The sequence below is a fragment of the uncultured Merdimonas sp. genome, from assembly GCF_963929015.1.
Lineage (GTDB): Bacteria > Bacillota > Clostridia > Lachnospirales > Lachnospiraceae > Merdimonas.
The window spans coordinates 380,903-394,606 of the sequence record NZ_CAWVHE010000003.1 but is presented as its reverse complement, the minus strand read 5'-3'; the positions used below and the strand labels follow the sequence as shown (position 1 = coordinate 394,606).

Sequence of the window (13,704 nt, the reverse complement as noted above, 5' to 3'; positions counted from 1 at the left end):
TGCTATAATTACACATATATGCAATCTGTCCCGCCCTGCGGGAGTTCAATCAGGAGGTATCCCATGACAACCGATCTTTCCACACTCCAGGTCCTCTATCAGGACTGCACCCTCTGCCCCCGCATGTGCCATGCCGACCGCCGGGCCCGTCCAGGCGTCTGTGGATGCGGCGCTTTTCTTACCGCGGCCAGGGCCGCCCTTCACCTGTGGGAGGAACCCTGTCTGTCCGGTCAGGGCGGAAGCGGCGCCGTCTTCTTCTCCGGCTGTACGCTGAAATGCTGCTACTGCCAGAACTATCCCATCAGTCAGGAAGGTCTGGGAAAAATTCTCACACAGGAGCGTCTGGAAGAAATCCTGCTGGGACTTCAGGAACAGGGAGCCCAGAACATTGATCTTATCACTGCCACCCAGTTTCTCCCTTCTCTCCTTCCTGTCCTCGACCGCATCCGACCACACCTTCACATTCCCATCGTCTGGAATTGCAGCGGATATGAGCAGACGGAAACCTTACGGATGCTGGACGGCTATATTGATATTTATCTGCCGGATCTGAAATATTTTTCTCCGGATACGGCAAAAAAATATTCCGGCGCGCCGGATTATTTCTCTTTCGCATCAAAAGCGGTAAAAGAAATGATCCGGCAGACCGGAATCCCTGTATTTGCCAGCGACGGAAGCCTGCAAAAAGGCACACTGATCCGCCATATGGTCCTGCCCGGACAGAAAGAAGATTCTGCGCGCATCCTGGAATGGATGGCAGATTCTCTCCCAAAGGGCAGTTTTCTTCTAAGTCTGTTAAGCCAGTATACTCCTTTTTTCCGGGCAAAGGATTACCCGGAGATCAACCGGCGCGTCACGTCCTATGAATATAAAAAAGTTCTGGACAAGGCTCTTGCCCTGGGGCTTAACGAAGGCTTTATGCAGGAGCGTTCCAGCGCAAAAGAAGAATACACGCCTCCTTTTGACCTGGAAGGTCTGTAAGAGGTTAGCCCTCTTTCCAGATAAAAACCGGTACCGGAGGATGGTTGCTCCGGTTGTAATAGTCATTGCGGATCACCGTATATTCTTTTGCAGGAAGGCTTTTTAGATAGGCAAGCAGCCGGTCCCGCTCCTCAAATCCGGTGTCCCCTCCGCTGTAAATGCAAAGGCTCATAAGACCGCCTTTCTTTAAGAGGCAAAGTCCCTTTTCCACCGCCTGCACACTGGTGTCTGCACGGGTGGCAATGTCATGATCCCCGCCCGGCAGATACCCAAAGTTAAAGCAGATCGCGTCTACCGTTTCTGCTTTTGCATACCGGTCCATATGTTCATGACCATCCAGGATCAGTTCTGCTCTCTTTTCCAGTCCCTCCCGGACAAGCAGACGTCTGGTTTCCTCCAGCGCCTTCTGCTGGATATCAAATGCCAGGACCCGTCCCGTTTCTCCCGCCATCTGACAAAGCAGCCGGGTATCATGGCCATTTCCCATGGTTGCATCAATATAAAGTCCCTCCCGGGGCGCCAGTGTACGAAGGATCATCTGACACCACGCTGTGATCTGTGACGGACGCATCATGGTCTCCTCCTTTACAGGTTTTCTTTCACCCATGCCTCGATGTCACCGCCATTTACCAGCCGGCCCGCCTGCCAGTCTGCCTCCGGGCAGTGCTCCTTTAAGCTTTTTTCTGCCTGACTGATCCCGCTGCCTCCGGAGGTTGCAAAAGGAATCAGTTTCTTGCCCGCAAAGTTACCGGACTCCAGAAAAGTATCTACAATCCTCGGTTCCACATACCACCACACAGGGAACCCGATCCAGATGGTGTCATACTGATCCATATCCGGTACCGGCTCCGCGATCTCCGGCCTGGAAGCCGGATCATTCATTTCCACAGAACTGCGGCTTTTGCTATTGTTCCAGTTCAGATCCGCAGAAGTATAAGGCACTGCCGGCCGGATCTCATAGAGTTCCGCTCCTGCCGCGTCCGCAATCTTTCTGGCTGCCTTTGCAGTCACGCCGCTTGCTGAAAAATAAGCCACCAGTTTCTTTGTATTCATATTGATTCCTCCTTATTTTCGATCTTTTATTCTGACATTATGTCACTATTTATATAATAGTACACTCCTGACACAGTGTCAATATTATTTTATCTTTAAAACCTGTTGCAATTACCAATCGTTCTACTATATAGTTATGGTAGTAGGTAATTGCGAAACAAGGTCGCAATCCTGATTAAAAATGCGGTAGGAATCCTGCAATGCAGGATTCCTAAGATGAGAAGCAGGTGACATCAAAATTAGACATGACAAAATAACTTCCCAGATGGACTGCGAAGAAAAAATGTTATAAATACCAAAGGTCAGGCAATCAAAGGTTTTAAACTTCGTATGTATTGAAGTTGGTGGATTTTATCAGCAACAAGTACGGTAATAAGTTGTGTAATTCCTGCAAGAAGTAAATCGGCATGAAGCGTTTTTTCATTCTGTGTTTTACGATTCGCAATACAGAAACTATCCTTGAAATGGTTGATTGATTTTTCGACATTTACACGGATTTTGTAAGTGTCTTCCCATTCCTGGGAACCTCGTTCTACACCAGGATAGGCGCGGAGATTTTTCTCTGGATAAATATAAATCATTCGTCCGCAGGAAGAAGTGGTGCATGGATTATCGCAGTGACATACCCGACATTTTGACTTGTCGGCAGGATTGTATTCCCATTTCATTTTTGGACATACAAACTTCATGGTAGGAAGTTTGCTGCGCAAATGGGATTTGCTTCCTTCCCGTTTCATAGGAAGTGTTGGATCATGTGGGCAGCAGGGAATACCATTTTCATTCACTGTGTAGTCCGTTCCTTCCATGGAAAGTTTTACCCTGAGGGGAATAAAAGCTTTATGGAATCCAATCTCCTCGAAAAGAGATTTATAGATTTCAATCGTATCAAAGGCGGCATCGCCAAGAAAAGTCTTTGGCTCAATCAAAGGATGTTTTTTGAAAAAATCAATCAAAACAGGAAGCAGCGCTTTTGAGTCGGCAAGCGATTTATCCTCATCCGGAGAATCCGATTTCTTTTCTACAACAATATCAGGATGTGCATTTAGGAAATCCTTGTTGTAGAAAGATATGTCGCGGACAATGCCAAGTCCATTTGTGACGATACCGAATTTATAGGCATAACAGAAGTGACCATTGATGTACATCTGCTGGATTGCCTGGTTGGATGCAGCATGAGTTGGCATGGAACCATAAGCGGCTTTGTAAGGATCATAGGAATCATCAAGGTTATGGGATTTTTTAAAAGCCTTCAGCTGTTTAATAATACGGTTGGCATACTTCGGATTATTTTCTGTAACCCATGCTTCAATACCGGAGGTATCAAAGATAGTCATGTCGGCAAGAGCCGGATTCAGCTTTTGGCATATCGGTTCGGTCAGATCTACAAGATGATCGAACATAGATTGTAAGTCCGATAAGAAATCCTGTTTAAAGCGAGTGAATTTTGAACCGTCTGGTACAACATCAAAGCCGCAAAAATCACGAAGTTCCTGAGAGTATTTCAAGAACACAATCAGGAGCGTGTCCGTCGGGATTGAAAAAATACGCTGGAGCAGAAGTGCCTTGAGCATAGGATAAAGCTGGTGCTTGCGAGGTCTTCCGGTTTGGGCGTGAAAATGAGAAACAAAAGAAACAGGAACAATTTCATCAAGGTTAATGGCTTCATCAAGAAGTGCTAGAAAATGATATTTGTCATTATCGAATTTATGTTGACAATCTTCAAAAACTTCTGCCAAAGTGAGCTGCTTATGTGTTATCATATAGGTATATCTCCTTTAAGGTGGATTGGTTAATAGTTTCTAGTCAACTCTATTTTACCATAAACCTTGAGGAGATATTTTATTTTGGCAACAAAAAATGCCGTATTTATGCGGCTTTTGGCGTTTCGCAAACGCCTAAGTTATGGTAGTAAGAAAAGGAGAACAAACGACATGATTTTTATATATCCTGCGGTTTTCCGCAAAAAAGAAGACGGCCGTTACCACGCATTTTTCCCGGATCTGGAATGTTGCGAGGCCTCCGGCGATACGCTGGACGACGCTATTGATAATGCCAATGATGCCGCCAAGACCTGGATCGGCGTAGAACTGGAAGAAGAAGATCCGGTTCTGCCTCATGTCTCTGACATAGAAGACATTAAGACCTCTGACGGCGACATTGTCCGCAATATTTCTGTTAATATCCGCTTTTACGAAGGCTGGGACGAATAATTTTTCTTAAGAAACAGGAGCTATCTAAGTATGAAAAGAAGTCCAATCTAAATTTTAAGTACATTCTTATTGGGATCTCCAGTCACCATTTAAATGGTGACTGTTTGTTGTACTTAAAATGAGAAAGGACTTTTATTATGAAAAGAAATCTATGGATCATGTACGCCATTGCCCTTCTGCAGGGTATGGTTTTCTACGGCCCTATTGCCACCCTGTACCGGCAGGCACACGGGATTACCATCTTTCAGATTACCCTGATCGAAAGCATCTCCCTTGCACTCTTAATCCTGCTGGAAATCCCCTGGGGGATCATCGCAGACAAGATTGGCTGCCGCCATACGATCATCGTTTGTTCCGTGCTCTACTTGATTTCCAAAATCGTATTCTGGAAAGCGGATGGATTTGCCGGTTTTCTTACCGTGATCAGCTACGGAGTCGCTGCTTTTCTTTCCCTCTTTCTGACGGATGTCCGGATTCACAGCGTGAAAAAAACAGATGCGGAGCCTTTCCGGGCCACAATAAAAAAGGCAATGAAGAACCGTTCGCTGCTTCTGTTCCTCATTGCAGCTGCGCTGTTGTCTGAAACCCATCAGACCATCACAGTATTCTTGAATCAATTGCAATATCAAAAATGCGGCCTGTCCGGCTCCTCCATCGGACTCCTCTTTGTGGCAGCTACCCTGCTGGGACTTTTTGGATTCTGTTCCTCCTCTGTCACCGGACAGCTGGGAATCTGCAACTCCCTTCTGCTCTTTTGCTGCATGGCGATCGCTTCCTGCCTTACCCTGGCAGCGACCCATCTGGCGTTCCCGTCTGCGGCGGCCATCCTGATCCTCAGATTCAGCAATACTTTGTTCCAGCCTCTCCTGACCGAAATCCAGAACCGGCAGATCCGGACAGACAACCGCGCCACTGCTCTTAGCGTCAATTCTATGCTGCTCAACAGTGTGGCAATCGGGACAAATCTTGTCTTCGGCGCACTGGCAGACCGGACTCTGACCGGCGCCTTCCTGTTTGGCACAGGGATCTGTATCGTCAGCTGCCTTTTATTTTACGGACTCTTCGCGCCAAACCGGGACCATATCTAATATGGCAGCCGAACCGTCAGGCTGTCTCCTCTGTCTCTACCAGAAATCCTCGCTTTTTCAGGTCTTCCCTGATCAGGTCCAGCGTTTTTTCACTGTCTGCCGTCACCTTATGATAATGGTAGCCGGAGGTAATATTTTTAAGGGGACTGGATTTCCCACTTCGAATGTCTTCCAGAAATTCTGCGGCCTTTCTCCTGGAACTGATCCCAAGCTCTGCCTCCAGGCGTCCATAGACCCGGTGACTGACCATTACATTTTCCACGGTGCCTCCAAGATCTACGATGGCGCACAGTTCTTCCTCCAACTGTTCATCCGTATGCCGTACTTTAAATACCCGGCTCACCTCCGAAGGCATATGCAGCAGATACCCTCTGTTGGTAGATATGATCTCATATCCCAATGCCCGGATCAGTGCGATATCCTGTACGATCACCTGCCGGCTCACATGATAAAGGCCCGCCAGATCCCTGGCCGGAACAGGCTGATCCGCTTCCCGGATCCGGCGGATGATCTCCTCTCTTCTCTCTGCACCTGTCATTTCGTTCCCTGCCCTTCTTTCCTGTGTTTTCCCTTCGCCGGGCTTCTTACACCTTCCCGATCCGTCTCAGGTTTTTCATGGAAATATCCAGGATCGGAGCAGAATGTGTCAGCGCGCCGCTGGAGATATAGTCCACACCGATGTCGGCAAGCCGGCTGATATTTTCTTTTGTTACATTGCCGGAGCATTCCGTCTTTGCTCTGCCGTCAATAAGGCGCACCGCTTCCTTCATCTCTTCCGGCGTCATATTATCCAGCATGATAATATCTGCTCCTGCTTCCAGAGCTTCCTTTACCATGTCCAGATTTTCTGTCTCAACTTCAATCTTCCGCACAAAAGGCGCATATTCTTTTGCCATCCTTACTGCTTCTCTGACGCCGCCTGCCGCGCCGATATGGTTATCTTTCAAAAGAATCCCGTCAGACAAGTTGTACCGGTGATTGTATCCTCCTCCCACACGAACTGCATATTTTTCAAAAATCCGCATATTAGGCGTGGTCTTGCGTGTATCCAGAAGCCGGATCTTTGTCCCGGCAAGAAGAGATGCCACAGAATGTGTATAGGTAGCAATACCGCTCATTCGCTGCAGATAGTTTAAGGCCACCCGCTCTGCAGAGAGCAGCACCCGGATGTCTCCCCGTACTTTTCCCATAAGCTGTCCTTCTTTCACCGGATCTCCGTCTTTGCAATAAAACTCAACCTCTGTCTTTTCATCCAGGAGGCGGAACACTCTTTCAAAAACCTGCAGTCCTGCAACGATGCCCTCTTCCTTTGCCAGAAGATCCACTTCTCCTGGCACCGCTTCTTTCATCACCGCATTCGTTGTCACATCTTCACTGGATATATCTTCTTTCAATGCCTCCAGGAGCAGATGATCTGCCTGAAGCGTCATGGTAATCTGATTCATGTAGTTTTCTCCTTTTCCTGCTATTTCTCTATGATTATACGCTTTTCCAGTTTCTTTGCAATATCTTTTGCCGCCCGTTCAGAGAATACCAGACTTTCCAGCAAAGAATTACTGGCCAGGCGGTTCGCTCCGTGCACACCGTTGCAGCTGGTCTCTCCTGCCGCATAGAGTCCCGGCATAGACGTATGACTTACACTGTCTACCCAGATTCCGCCCATAAAGTAATGCTGCGCCGGCACCACGGGGATCCACTCTCTGGTCACATCATACCCCTCTTCCAGACAGTGGCGGTAAATATGGGGAAAATGTTCCAGGATCGTTTCTTTTGAAATGTGTTCCATGGACAGCCAGACATAATCCGTCCCTTCCTTTTCCATCTCTTCGCGAATGGCTTTTGTCACCACATCTCTGGGCTTAAGTTCATCCACAAACCGTTCCTTCTTGTGGTTGTATAACACAGCTCCTTCCCCCCTTACAGATTCCGAGATCAGGAACCTGCGTCCTGGTTTTGTGGAATACAAAGTGGTCGGATGGATCTGCACATAATCCAGATGTTCTGTCCGAATCCCGTGCCTTTTTGCAATCTCGACGGCGTCTCCCGTCAGGTGGGGAAAGTTCGTAGAGTGGCGGTACTGCCCGCCAATCCCGCCGGTGGCAAGCAAAGTATAAGACGCCCGTATCTCTGTCTCCCCATCCGGCCCTTTAGCCAGGATTCCCCGACATCTTCCATCCTCCTCGATAATGTCTGTCATTTCTGTTTCTTCCCAGATCGTCACATTGGGAAGTTCCTGTACTTTTTTCAGTAATTTGCTGGTGATCTCCTCCCCGGTAATGTCTTCATGGAACAGGATCCTTGGTCTGGAATGGGCCCCTTCTCTTGTATATCTGTATGCTCCGTTCTTTTTTGCAAATTCCACGCCGTACCTTTCCAGCTCTTCAATCACATGCCTGGAGCTGCGGATCATAATGTCCACCGATTCCTTGCGGTTCTCATAATGGCCCGCCCGCATGGTGTCTTCAAAATAGCTGTCATAGTCGTCCGCATCCCTTAACACGCAGATTCCTCCCTGCGCGAGAAAAGAATCGCTGCTTTTTACATCCTTCTTTGTGATCATAAGCACCTGCAAAGACCGTGGGAGATTTAACGCCCCATAAAGGCCGGCCACTCCTGTCCCTGCGATCACCACGTCTGTCTTTTTTGTCATATGGATCACCTCCGGTCTTCCTTCTTTGCAGCCAGATCCAGCATTTTTCTTAAAGGCTCCCTGGCCTGATCCGCAAATATCCGGTCAATTTCCACGGCATTTTTCCCGGTTTCCAGAACTTCCCAGATCTTTTCAAGGGTAATCCTCTTCATGTCCGTACAGACTGGTTCTGTCTTTGGAAAATAAAATTTCTTTCCCGGGTTCTTTTGTTCCAGTTCATAGCGTACACCGTTTTCAGTACAGATCAGAAACTCTTCCGCGTCGCTCTCCGTCGCATACCGGATGATCCCGGAGGTGCTTCCGATATAATCTGCCAGAGCACAGATGGATTCCGGGCATTCCGGATGTACCAGTACCAAAGCGGCCGGATGCCCTTCCTTTATCTCCAGAATTTCCTCCAGTTTCATCTGTTCATGAACAGGACAGAAGCCATCATGAAAAACAAAATGCTTCTCCGGTACCTGAGCCGCCACAACTCTTGCCAGGTTCCGATCCGGGATAAAGTAAATATTCTGATTCGGAAGCTCTTTTACAATCTTCACCGCATTGGCAGACGTCACGCATACATCCGCATACCGTTTCAATTCAGCCGTAGAATTAATGTAGCACACCACCGCCAGATCTTCATAGGCCTTACGCATCCTCTGAATGGTTTCTGCATCTGCCATGTGCGCCATCGCGCAGTCAGCGCAGGCATCCGGCAGCAGTACCGTCTTTTCTGGATTCAGGATTTTTGCGCTCTCCCCCATAAAAGAAACTCCGGCAAACACAATCACCTGGTTGGTAAGCTTTTCCGCAACCTGCGCCAGATAAAAGGAATCTCCGATGTAGTCGGCAATCTTCTGTACTTCAGGCCTGACATAATAATGCGCCAGGATCACTGCGTCTTTTTCATTTTTTAACTGTTCGATCTTTTGTGTAATTTCCATTTTTCACTTTCTCCTTTTACACGAACTTTACACATTATAGCACCTGTATTTACATATGACAAGACATATGTGTATTTCATGGAAATCACAAAAAATGTGCAGATGAACTCCTGCTCATCTGCACATTATTACTTTCGATTATTTAGATCTGTCCGCAGCTTCCATGACCACCGCAGCCGTGAGAATGCTCTCCACAGTGATGGCCTTCTCCATGATGACCTTCTCCATGATGGCTGCACTGCACATCCGGATTATAATTCAGTTTCCCTTCAAGTAATGCCCGAACCGCCTCGTCTGCATCTCCGGATACCCCTCCGTACAGCCGGATACCGGCCTCTTCCAGCGCCATCTTCGCACCCATTCCGATGCCGCCGCAGATCAGTACGTCTGCTCCCAGATCCTTCAGGAAGCCTGCCAGCGCCCCATGTCCGCTTCCATTTGTCTCTGTCACCTGCCCGGCAGTAATTCTGCCGTCTTCTACATCATAGACCTTAAACTGCTCCGTGTGTCCAAAGTGCTGAAATACATTTCCATTTTCATATGTTACCGCAACTCTCATACTGTGTTCCCCTTTCTCTGGTATCATGCCATACAACCGGTAATCACCGCCAAAGATCTGCAGGATCTTGCCGTTTACAATGCAGTCTGCGATCTTTTCTCTGGCGCTCTCATAGATTTCCGTCACTGTCGTTCTGGAGATGTCCATCTGCTTTCCGCATTGTTCATGCGTCATTTTCCCAAGATCGATCAGGCGGATCACCTCGTATTCATCCACCGTAAGGATTACTTTCTCTGCCCGGGAAGCACCCTCTGGCCAAAAACAAACGTGATCCGGTTCCATACAGACTCTCCTGCATTTTCTCGGCCTTGCCATACAGATCCCTCCGTTTCATTTCCGTCATATGTCGGAAATACCATAACATATTTTAATAAGAAAGGCAACCCCAAACAAGCGCTTGACATTTACCGCATTCTCTCTATACTGATATGTGGATAACCAATTCATACCATCCACACTCTGATTGATGATAGAAAGGAATCTTTATGTCTCAGACACCTGTTACCCCCAATCATATGAACGTATACTGGCATGACTATATAGATCACAGAAAGGATCTTCCCGTCACCTGTGCCGGCCTTCATGAAAAAGCGGCGCTGATCGGAAGGACGGGACTGATGCTCCTCTCCTGCGGCACCGGAGCCTGGAGAGTCCGAAGCTCCATGAATACTCTTGCATCTGAACTTTCTGTCACCTGTACTGCCAATATCGGACTTTTGTCCATTGATTATACCTGTTTTGACGGGAGAGAATCTGTCTCCCATTCTCTAAGTCTTCCCAGCACCGGAGTCAACACTTCCAGGCTGGACCGGCTGGAGCGCTTTGTCAAAGATTTTGTAAAATCCGGGAAAGACCTTAGTCTGGAAGACCTCCACTCCCGTCTGGACGAGATTGAAAAGATCGGGGGCCATTATACGCCTCTGATGCAGGGACTGGCCGCAGCTATGGCCTGTTGTGCATTCTGTTTTCTGCTGGGCGGCGGTATTTCCGAGATGGTTTGTACCTTCCTGGGCGCCGGAGCCGGCAATTATCTGCGGGCAAAACTGAATCAGCGCAAATACACCCTGTTTTTATGTATTACCGCATCCGTGGCGCTGGCCTGTCTTGTCTATGCAGCAGCCATACAGCTGTGTGAGTGGTGCTTTGCCATTCCGTCCTCTCACGAAGCCGGTTATATCTGCTCCATGTTATTTATCATCCCGGGATTTCCCTTTATCACCAGCGGCATCGATCTTGCCAAGCAGGATATGCGTTCCGGCATGGAGCGGCTGATCTATGCAGTCATGATTATCGTGGTTGCCACTACCACAGCATGGGCAATGGCGTTGCTTTTACACCTGCAGCCGGAAGAATTCCCTTCCTTTGTCGTTCCGCCTCTGGCGCTTTTTTTCCTTAGACTGCTGGCAAGCTTCTGCGGTGTATTTGGCTTTTCTCTTATGTTCAACAGCCCCCTCCCCCTTGCGGCAACGGCGGCTTTGATCGGCATGATCGCCAATACGCTTCGCCTGGAAATGGTTGATCTGGCAGGATGTCCGCCTGCCATGGCCGCATTTCTGGGTTCTCTGACTGCAGGGCTTCTGGCGTCTCTTCTGCAAAAGCCCCTGGGATTCCCGCGGATCTCTATTACAGTGCCTTCCATTGTGATCATGGTCCCCGGCCTTTATCTGTACCGGGCTGTCTATAACCTGGGGGAAATGTACCTGGGAGATTCTGCCTCCTGGCTTGCCTCTGCCCTCCTGATCGTCCTGGCGCTTCCGCTTGGACTCATCTTTGCCCGGATCATCACCGACCGGTCTTTCCGGCACTGTAGTTAATTTTTATCAGGGATTCCCGGATATTCCGGTCAATTTTACGGATAGATTCCGCATAGAATCTATGCTATAGTAGATGTGCCGCAGTATCCGGCAAATCTTAAATTTCCCCGGACAAACTGCAAAAAAAGAAAAAAGAGGTATTCTATGATCCAAAAAACAAACGGTACCAATCCACTGCTGTTGATATACCGGGTCGTCCAGGGCGCGCTGATCGGCCTTGGCGCTGTTCTGCCCGGTATCTCCGGCGGAGTGTTAAGTGTGATCTTCGGTATCTATAAACCGATTATGGAACTGTTGTCCAATCCTTTTAAGAATTTCAAAACACATGTCCCCCCTCTGATCCCGGTATTTATCGGCGGCATGATCGGATTTCTGGGAATTGCCAATCTTCTGGCCTTTTTCCTGAACAAATATCCGGATCCGTCCGTGTGTCTCTTTGTCGGACTGATCACCGGCATGCTTCCTTCCCTTTTCCGGGAAGCCGGAGAAAAAGGAGTCACCAGAGGCTCCTACATTTCTCTTATCGTCTGCATGATCGCGATCTTTGCACTGCTGACCGGACTAAGCGCTGCTTCTGTTGAGATCAGACCAGGCTTTGCTTCCTATCTGTTCTGCGGCTTCTGTCTGGCCTTAAGCGTGATCGCCCCGGGCATGAGCTTTTCCACACTGCTGATGCCGCTTGGCCTGTACACCCCTTTTGTAGACGGCATCGGTCATCTGGACTTTCAGGTACTGATCCCCGGCGGGATCGGCGCTGTTGTCACAATGATCTGCCTTGCAAAAGCCATCAACGCATTGTTTGAACATTTTTATTCCCTGGCTTTCCACGGGATTGTGGGGATTGTGATCGCAGCCACAGTCGTGATCGTCCCATATTCCAGCTTTACTGCTTCCGTAAGCGGATGCCTCATCAACATCATCTGTCTTGTGGCAGGTGTGATCGCAGCCCTTCTTCTGGATAAATTTAACAGCCGTGTAGAAGTAAAATAAGTTTATTTCCTGCTTCCTGGCAGGAATACTATACAAAGGAATGAAAAGGAGACTATCCACATGAACACAAATCCATCTGTTAAAAAAGGCCGCGCGTCCGTTTTTGAACTGAACGGTGTCCCGTCTCTGGGGCAGGCGCTGCCACTGGCTATGCAGCATGTTGTTGCCATGATCGTGGGCTGTGTCACTCCATCCATCATTGTGGCAGGAGTCGCAGGCGTCAGTCCTTCTGACCGGGTGATCCTGATCCAGGCGGCCCTGTTCTGCTCTGCCATCAGTACACTGTTACAGCTCTTCCCTTTTATCCGGTTCGGAAATATGCAGCTGGGAAGCGCGCTTCCTGTGATCCTCGGCATCAGCTTTGCCTATGTGCCAAGTATGCAGGCCATTGCCGGAACCTATGACATTGCCACCATCCTGGGAGCTCAGGTAGTCGGCGGTGTCGTCGCCATCATTGTAGGCTTCTGCATCCGGAAGATCCGTGTACTGTTTCCGCCTCTGGTAACCGGAACTGTGGTCTTCACTATCGGACTTTCTCTGTATCCGACTGCTGTCAACTACATGGCAGGCGGAACCTCCAGCGAAAATTATGGTTCCTGGCAGAACTGGCTGGTGGCGTTCTTTACTCTGGCTGTTGTAACAGGCCTGAACCACTTTGCCAAAGGATTTTTAAAGCTGGCTTCTATTCTGGTGGGAATTGTGGCCGGATATATCCTGGCTGTACCTTTCGGCCTGGTGGATCTTTCCGGAGTACAGTCCGCCGGAATCTTCCAGCTTCCGCAACCGCTGCATTTTTCCATCAGTTTCGAGCCCTCCGCCTGTGTGGCCATCGGCCTTTTGTTTGCCATCAACTCCATTCAGGCCATCGGAGATTTTTCTGCAACCACTTCCGGAAGTATGAACCGCATGCCGGATAACAAAGAGCTGCAGGGCGGAATCATTATGTACGGCATCAGCAATATCCTGTGTGCGTTCTTTGGCGGACTGCCGACTGCCACCTACAGCCAGAACGTGGGCATCGTTACCACCACAAAAGTCATTAACCGGTGCGTCCTTGGACTGGCAGCCATCATCCTGATGATCGCCGGTTTTGTGCCTAAGTTTTCCGGTCTTCTGACCACCATCCCGCAGTGCGTACTGGGCGGCGCTACGATCTCTGTTTTCGCCTCCATCGCCATGACCGGGATCAAACTGATCTTCCAGGAGGAAATGAATTTCCGCAACACATCCATTGTCGGACTGTCCGTTGCTCTTGGAATGGGCATTACCCAGGCTTCCGAATCCCTGGCTGCCTTCCCTGAATGGGTCACCACAGTATTTGGAAGTTCCCCGGTAGTGGTAGCCACATTGATGGCCATCCTGCTGAATGTGATCCTTCCAAAGGAAGAAAAGCAAAAGTAAGAAAAACGCTGAGGCCATAAGGCTTCAGC

The 13,704-nt window shown here is 48.8% G+C and carries 13 protein-coding genes and 1 pseudogene; 6 read left to right on the top strand and 8 right to left on the bottom strand.

Annotated features, from left to right (window positions below; genetic code table 11):
* The first annotated feature begins 63 nt into the window (after positions 1–63).
* The gene (locus ABGT54_RS02715; protein ID WP_346662724.1) at positions 64–981 is read left to right on the top strand and encodes a radical SAM protein; all 918 of its coding nucleotides are present in this window, start codon (positions 64–66) and stop codon (positions 979–981) included.
* Positions 982–985: 4 nt separating this feature from the next.
* Here ABGT54_RS02715 and ABGT54_RS02710 read toward each other — a convergent pair whose 3' ends face one another.
* The 3 genes and pseudogenes from ABGT54_RS02710 to ABGT54_RS02700 all read right to left on the bottom strand — a co-directional run.
* Complete coding sequence (locus ABGT54_RS02710) at positions 986–1,552, bottom strand: class I SAM-dependent methyltransferase (RefSeq protein ID WP_346662916.1); 567 nt, start codon at positions 1,550–1,552, stop codon at positions 986–988.
* Positions 1,553–1,566: 14 nt separating this feature from the next.
* Complete coding sequence (locus ABGT54_RS02705) at positions 1,567–2,034, bottom strand: flavodoxin (protein ID WP_204909884.1); 468 nt, start codon at positions 2,032–2,034, stop codon at positions 1,567–1,569.
* A gap of 394 nt (positions 2,035–2,428) precedes the next feature.
* Positions 2,429–3,794 (bottom strand): annotated as a pseudogene (locus ABGT54_RS02700) (transposase); the annotation flags it as partial.
* A gap of 171 nt (positions 3,795–3,965) precedes the next feature.
* Here ABGT54_RS02700 and ABGT54_RS02695 point away from each other — a divergent pair.
* On the top strand, positions 3,966–4,244 hold the full coding sequence (locus ABGT54_RS02695) for a type II toxin-antitoxin system HicB family antitoxin (RefSeq protein ID WP_346662723.1): 279 nt from the start codon (positions 3,966–3,968) through the stop codon (positions 4,242–4,244).
* A gap of 137 nt (positions 4,245–4,381) precedes the next feature.
* Positions 4,382–5,332: an MFS transporter gene (locus ABGT54_RS02690; RefSeq protein ID WP_346662722.1), complete on the top strand. Its 951-nt coding sequence runs from the start codon at positions 4,382–4,384 to the stop codon at positions 5,330–5,332.
* A gap of 16 nt (positions 5,333–5,348) precedes the next feature.
* Here ABGT54_RS02690 and ABGT54_RS02685 read toward each other — a convergent pair whose 3' ends face one another.
* From ABGT54_RS02685 to ABGT54_RS02665, 5 genes are all read right to left on the bottom strand, one after another.
* On the bottom strand, positions 5,349–5,870 hold the full coding sequence (locus ABGT54_RS02685) for a transcription repressor NadR (RefSeq protein ID WP_346662721.1): 522 nt from the start codon (positions 5,868–5,870) through the stop codon (positions 5,349–5,351).
* Positions 5,871–5,916: 46 nt separating this feature from the next.
* Positions 5,917–6,777, bottom strand: coding sequence for a carboxylating nicotinate-nucleotide diphosphorylase (gene nadC / locus ABGT54_RS02680; RefSeq protein WP_346662720.1), 861 nt, complete (start codon positions 6,775–6,777; stop codon positions 5,917–5,919).
* A gap of 20 nt (positions 6,778–6,797) precedes the next feature.
* Entirely contained in the window at positions 6,798–7,982 is a 1,185-nt protein-coding gene (locus ABGT54_RS02675; RefSeq protein ID WP_346662719.1) for an L-aspartate oxidase, read from the bottom strand.
* A 5-nt stretch (positions 7,983–7,987) separates the two neighbouring features.
* The gene (gene nadA / locus ABGT54_RS02670) at positions 7,988–8,911 is read right to left on the bottom strand and encodes a quinolinate synthase NadA (RefSeq protein ID WP_346662718.1); all 924 of its coding nucleotides are present in this window, start codon (positions 8,909–8,911) and stop codon (positions 7,988–7,990) included.
* A 142-nt stretch (positions 8,912–9,053) separates the two neighbouring features.
* Positions 9,054–9,785 carry a DUF134 domain-containing protein gene (locus ABGT54_RS02665; protein WP_346662717.1) on the bottom strand — a complete coding sequence of 244 codons (732 nt, stop codon included), beginning with the start codon at positions 9,783–9,785 and terminating at the stop codon, positions 9,054–9,056.
* Positions 9,786–9,955: 170 nt separating this feature from the next.
* Between ABGT54_RS02665 and ABGT54_RS02660 the strand changes: the two genes are divergently transcribed.
* The 3 genes from ABGT54_RS02660 to ABGT54_RS02650 all read left to right on the top strand — a co-directional run bounded on the left by ABGT54_RS02660 (position 9,956) and on the right by ABGT54_RS02650 (position 13,675).
* Positions 9,956–11,284, top strand: a complete 1,329-nt coding sequence (locus ABGT54_RS02660; protein WP_346662716.1) for a threonine/serine exporter family protein — start codon at positions 9,956–9,958, stop codon at positions 11,282–11,284.
* 144 nt (positions 11,285–11,428) lie between these two features.
* Positions 11,429–12,274: a DUF368 domain-containing protein gene (locus ABGT54_RS02655; protein ID WP_346662715.1), complete on the top strand. Its 846-nt coding sequence runs from the start codon at positions 11,429–11,431 to the stop codon at positions 12,272–12,274.
* Between the two features lie 60 nt (positions 12,275–12,334).
* Entirely contained in the window at positions 12,335–13,675 is a 1,341-nt protein-coding gene (locus ABGT54_RS02650) for a nucleobase:cation symporter-2 family protein (protein ID WP_346662714.1), read from the top strand.
* Positions 13,676–13,704 lie beyond the last annotated feature (29 nt).

Bases quoted from the DNA above. Each gene is read 5' to 3' on its own strand.
- ABGT54_RS02665 (WP_346662717.1), bottom strand. From the start codon at position 9,785: ATGGCAAGGCCGAGAAAATGCAGGAGAGTCTGTATGGAACCGGATCAC.
- ABGT54_RS02705 (WP_204909884.1), bottom strand. From the start codon at position 2,034: ATGAATACAAAGAAACTGGTGGCTTATTTTTCAGCAAGCGGCGTGACT.
- nadA (WP_346662718.1), bottom strand. From the start codon at position 8,911: ATGGAAATTACACAAAAGATCGAACAGTTAAAAAATGAAAAAGACGCA.
- ABGT54_RS02675 (WP_346662719.1), bottom strand. From the start codon at position 7,982: ATGACAAAAAAGACAGACGTGGTGATCGCAGGGACAGGAGTGGCCGGC.
- ABGT54_RS02660 (WP_346662716.1), top strand. From the start codon at position 9,956: ATGTCTCAGACACCTGTTACCCCCAATCATATGAACGTATACTGGCAT.
- ABGT54_RS02710 (WP_346662916.1), bottom strand. From the start codon at position 1,552: ATGCGTCCGTCACAGATCACAGCGTGGTGTCAGATGATCCTTCGTACA.
- ABGT54_RS02690 (WP_346662722.1), top strand. From the start codon at position 4,382: ATGAAAAGAAATCTATGGATCATGTACGCCATTGCCCTTCTGCAGGGT.
- ABGT54_RS02655 (WP_346662715.1), top strand. From the start codon at position 11,429: ATGATCCAAAAAACAAACGGTACCAATCCACTGCTGTTGATATACCGG.
- ABGT54_RS02715 (WP_346662724.1), top strand. From the start codon at position 64: ATGACAACCGATCTTTCCACACTCCAGGTCCTCTATCAGGACTGCACC.
- ABGT54_RS02685 (WP_346662721.1), bottom strand. From the start codon at position 5,870: ATGACAGGTGCAGAGAGAAGAGAGGAGATCATCCGCCGGATCCGGGAA.
- ABGT54_RS02695 (WP_346662723.1), top strand. From the start codon at position 3,966: ATGATTTTTATATATCCTGCGGTTTTCCGCAAAAAAGAAGACGGCCGT.
- nadC (WP_346662720.1), bottom strand. From the start codon at position 6,777: ATGAATCAGATTACCATGACGCTTCAGGCAGATCATCTGCTCCTGGAG.
- ABGT54_RS02650 (WP_346662714.1), top strand. From the start codon at position 12,335: ATGAACACAAATCCATCTGTTAAAAAAGGCCGCGCGTCCGTTTTTGAA.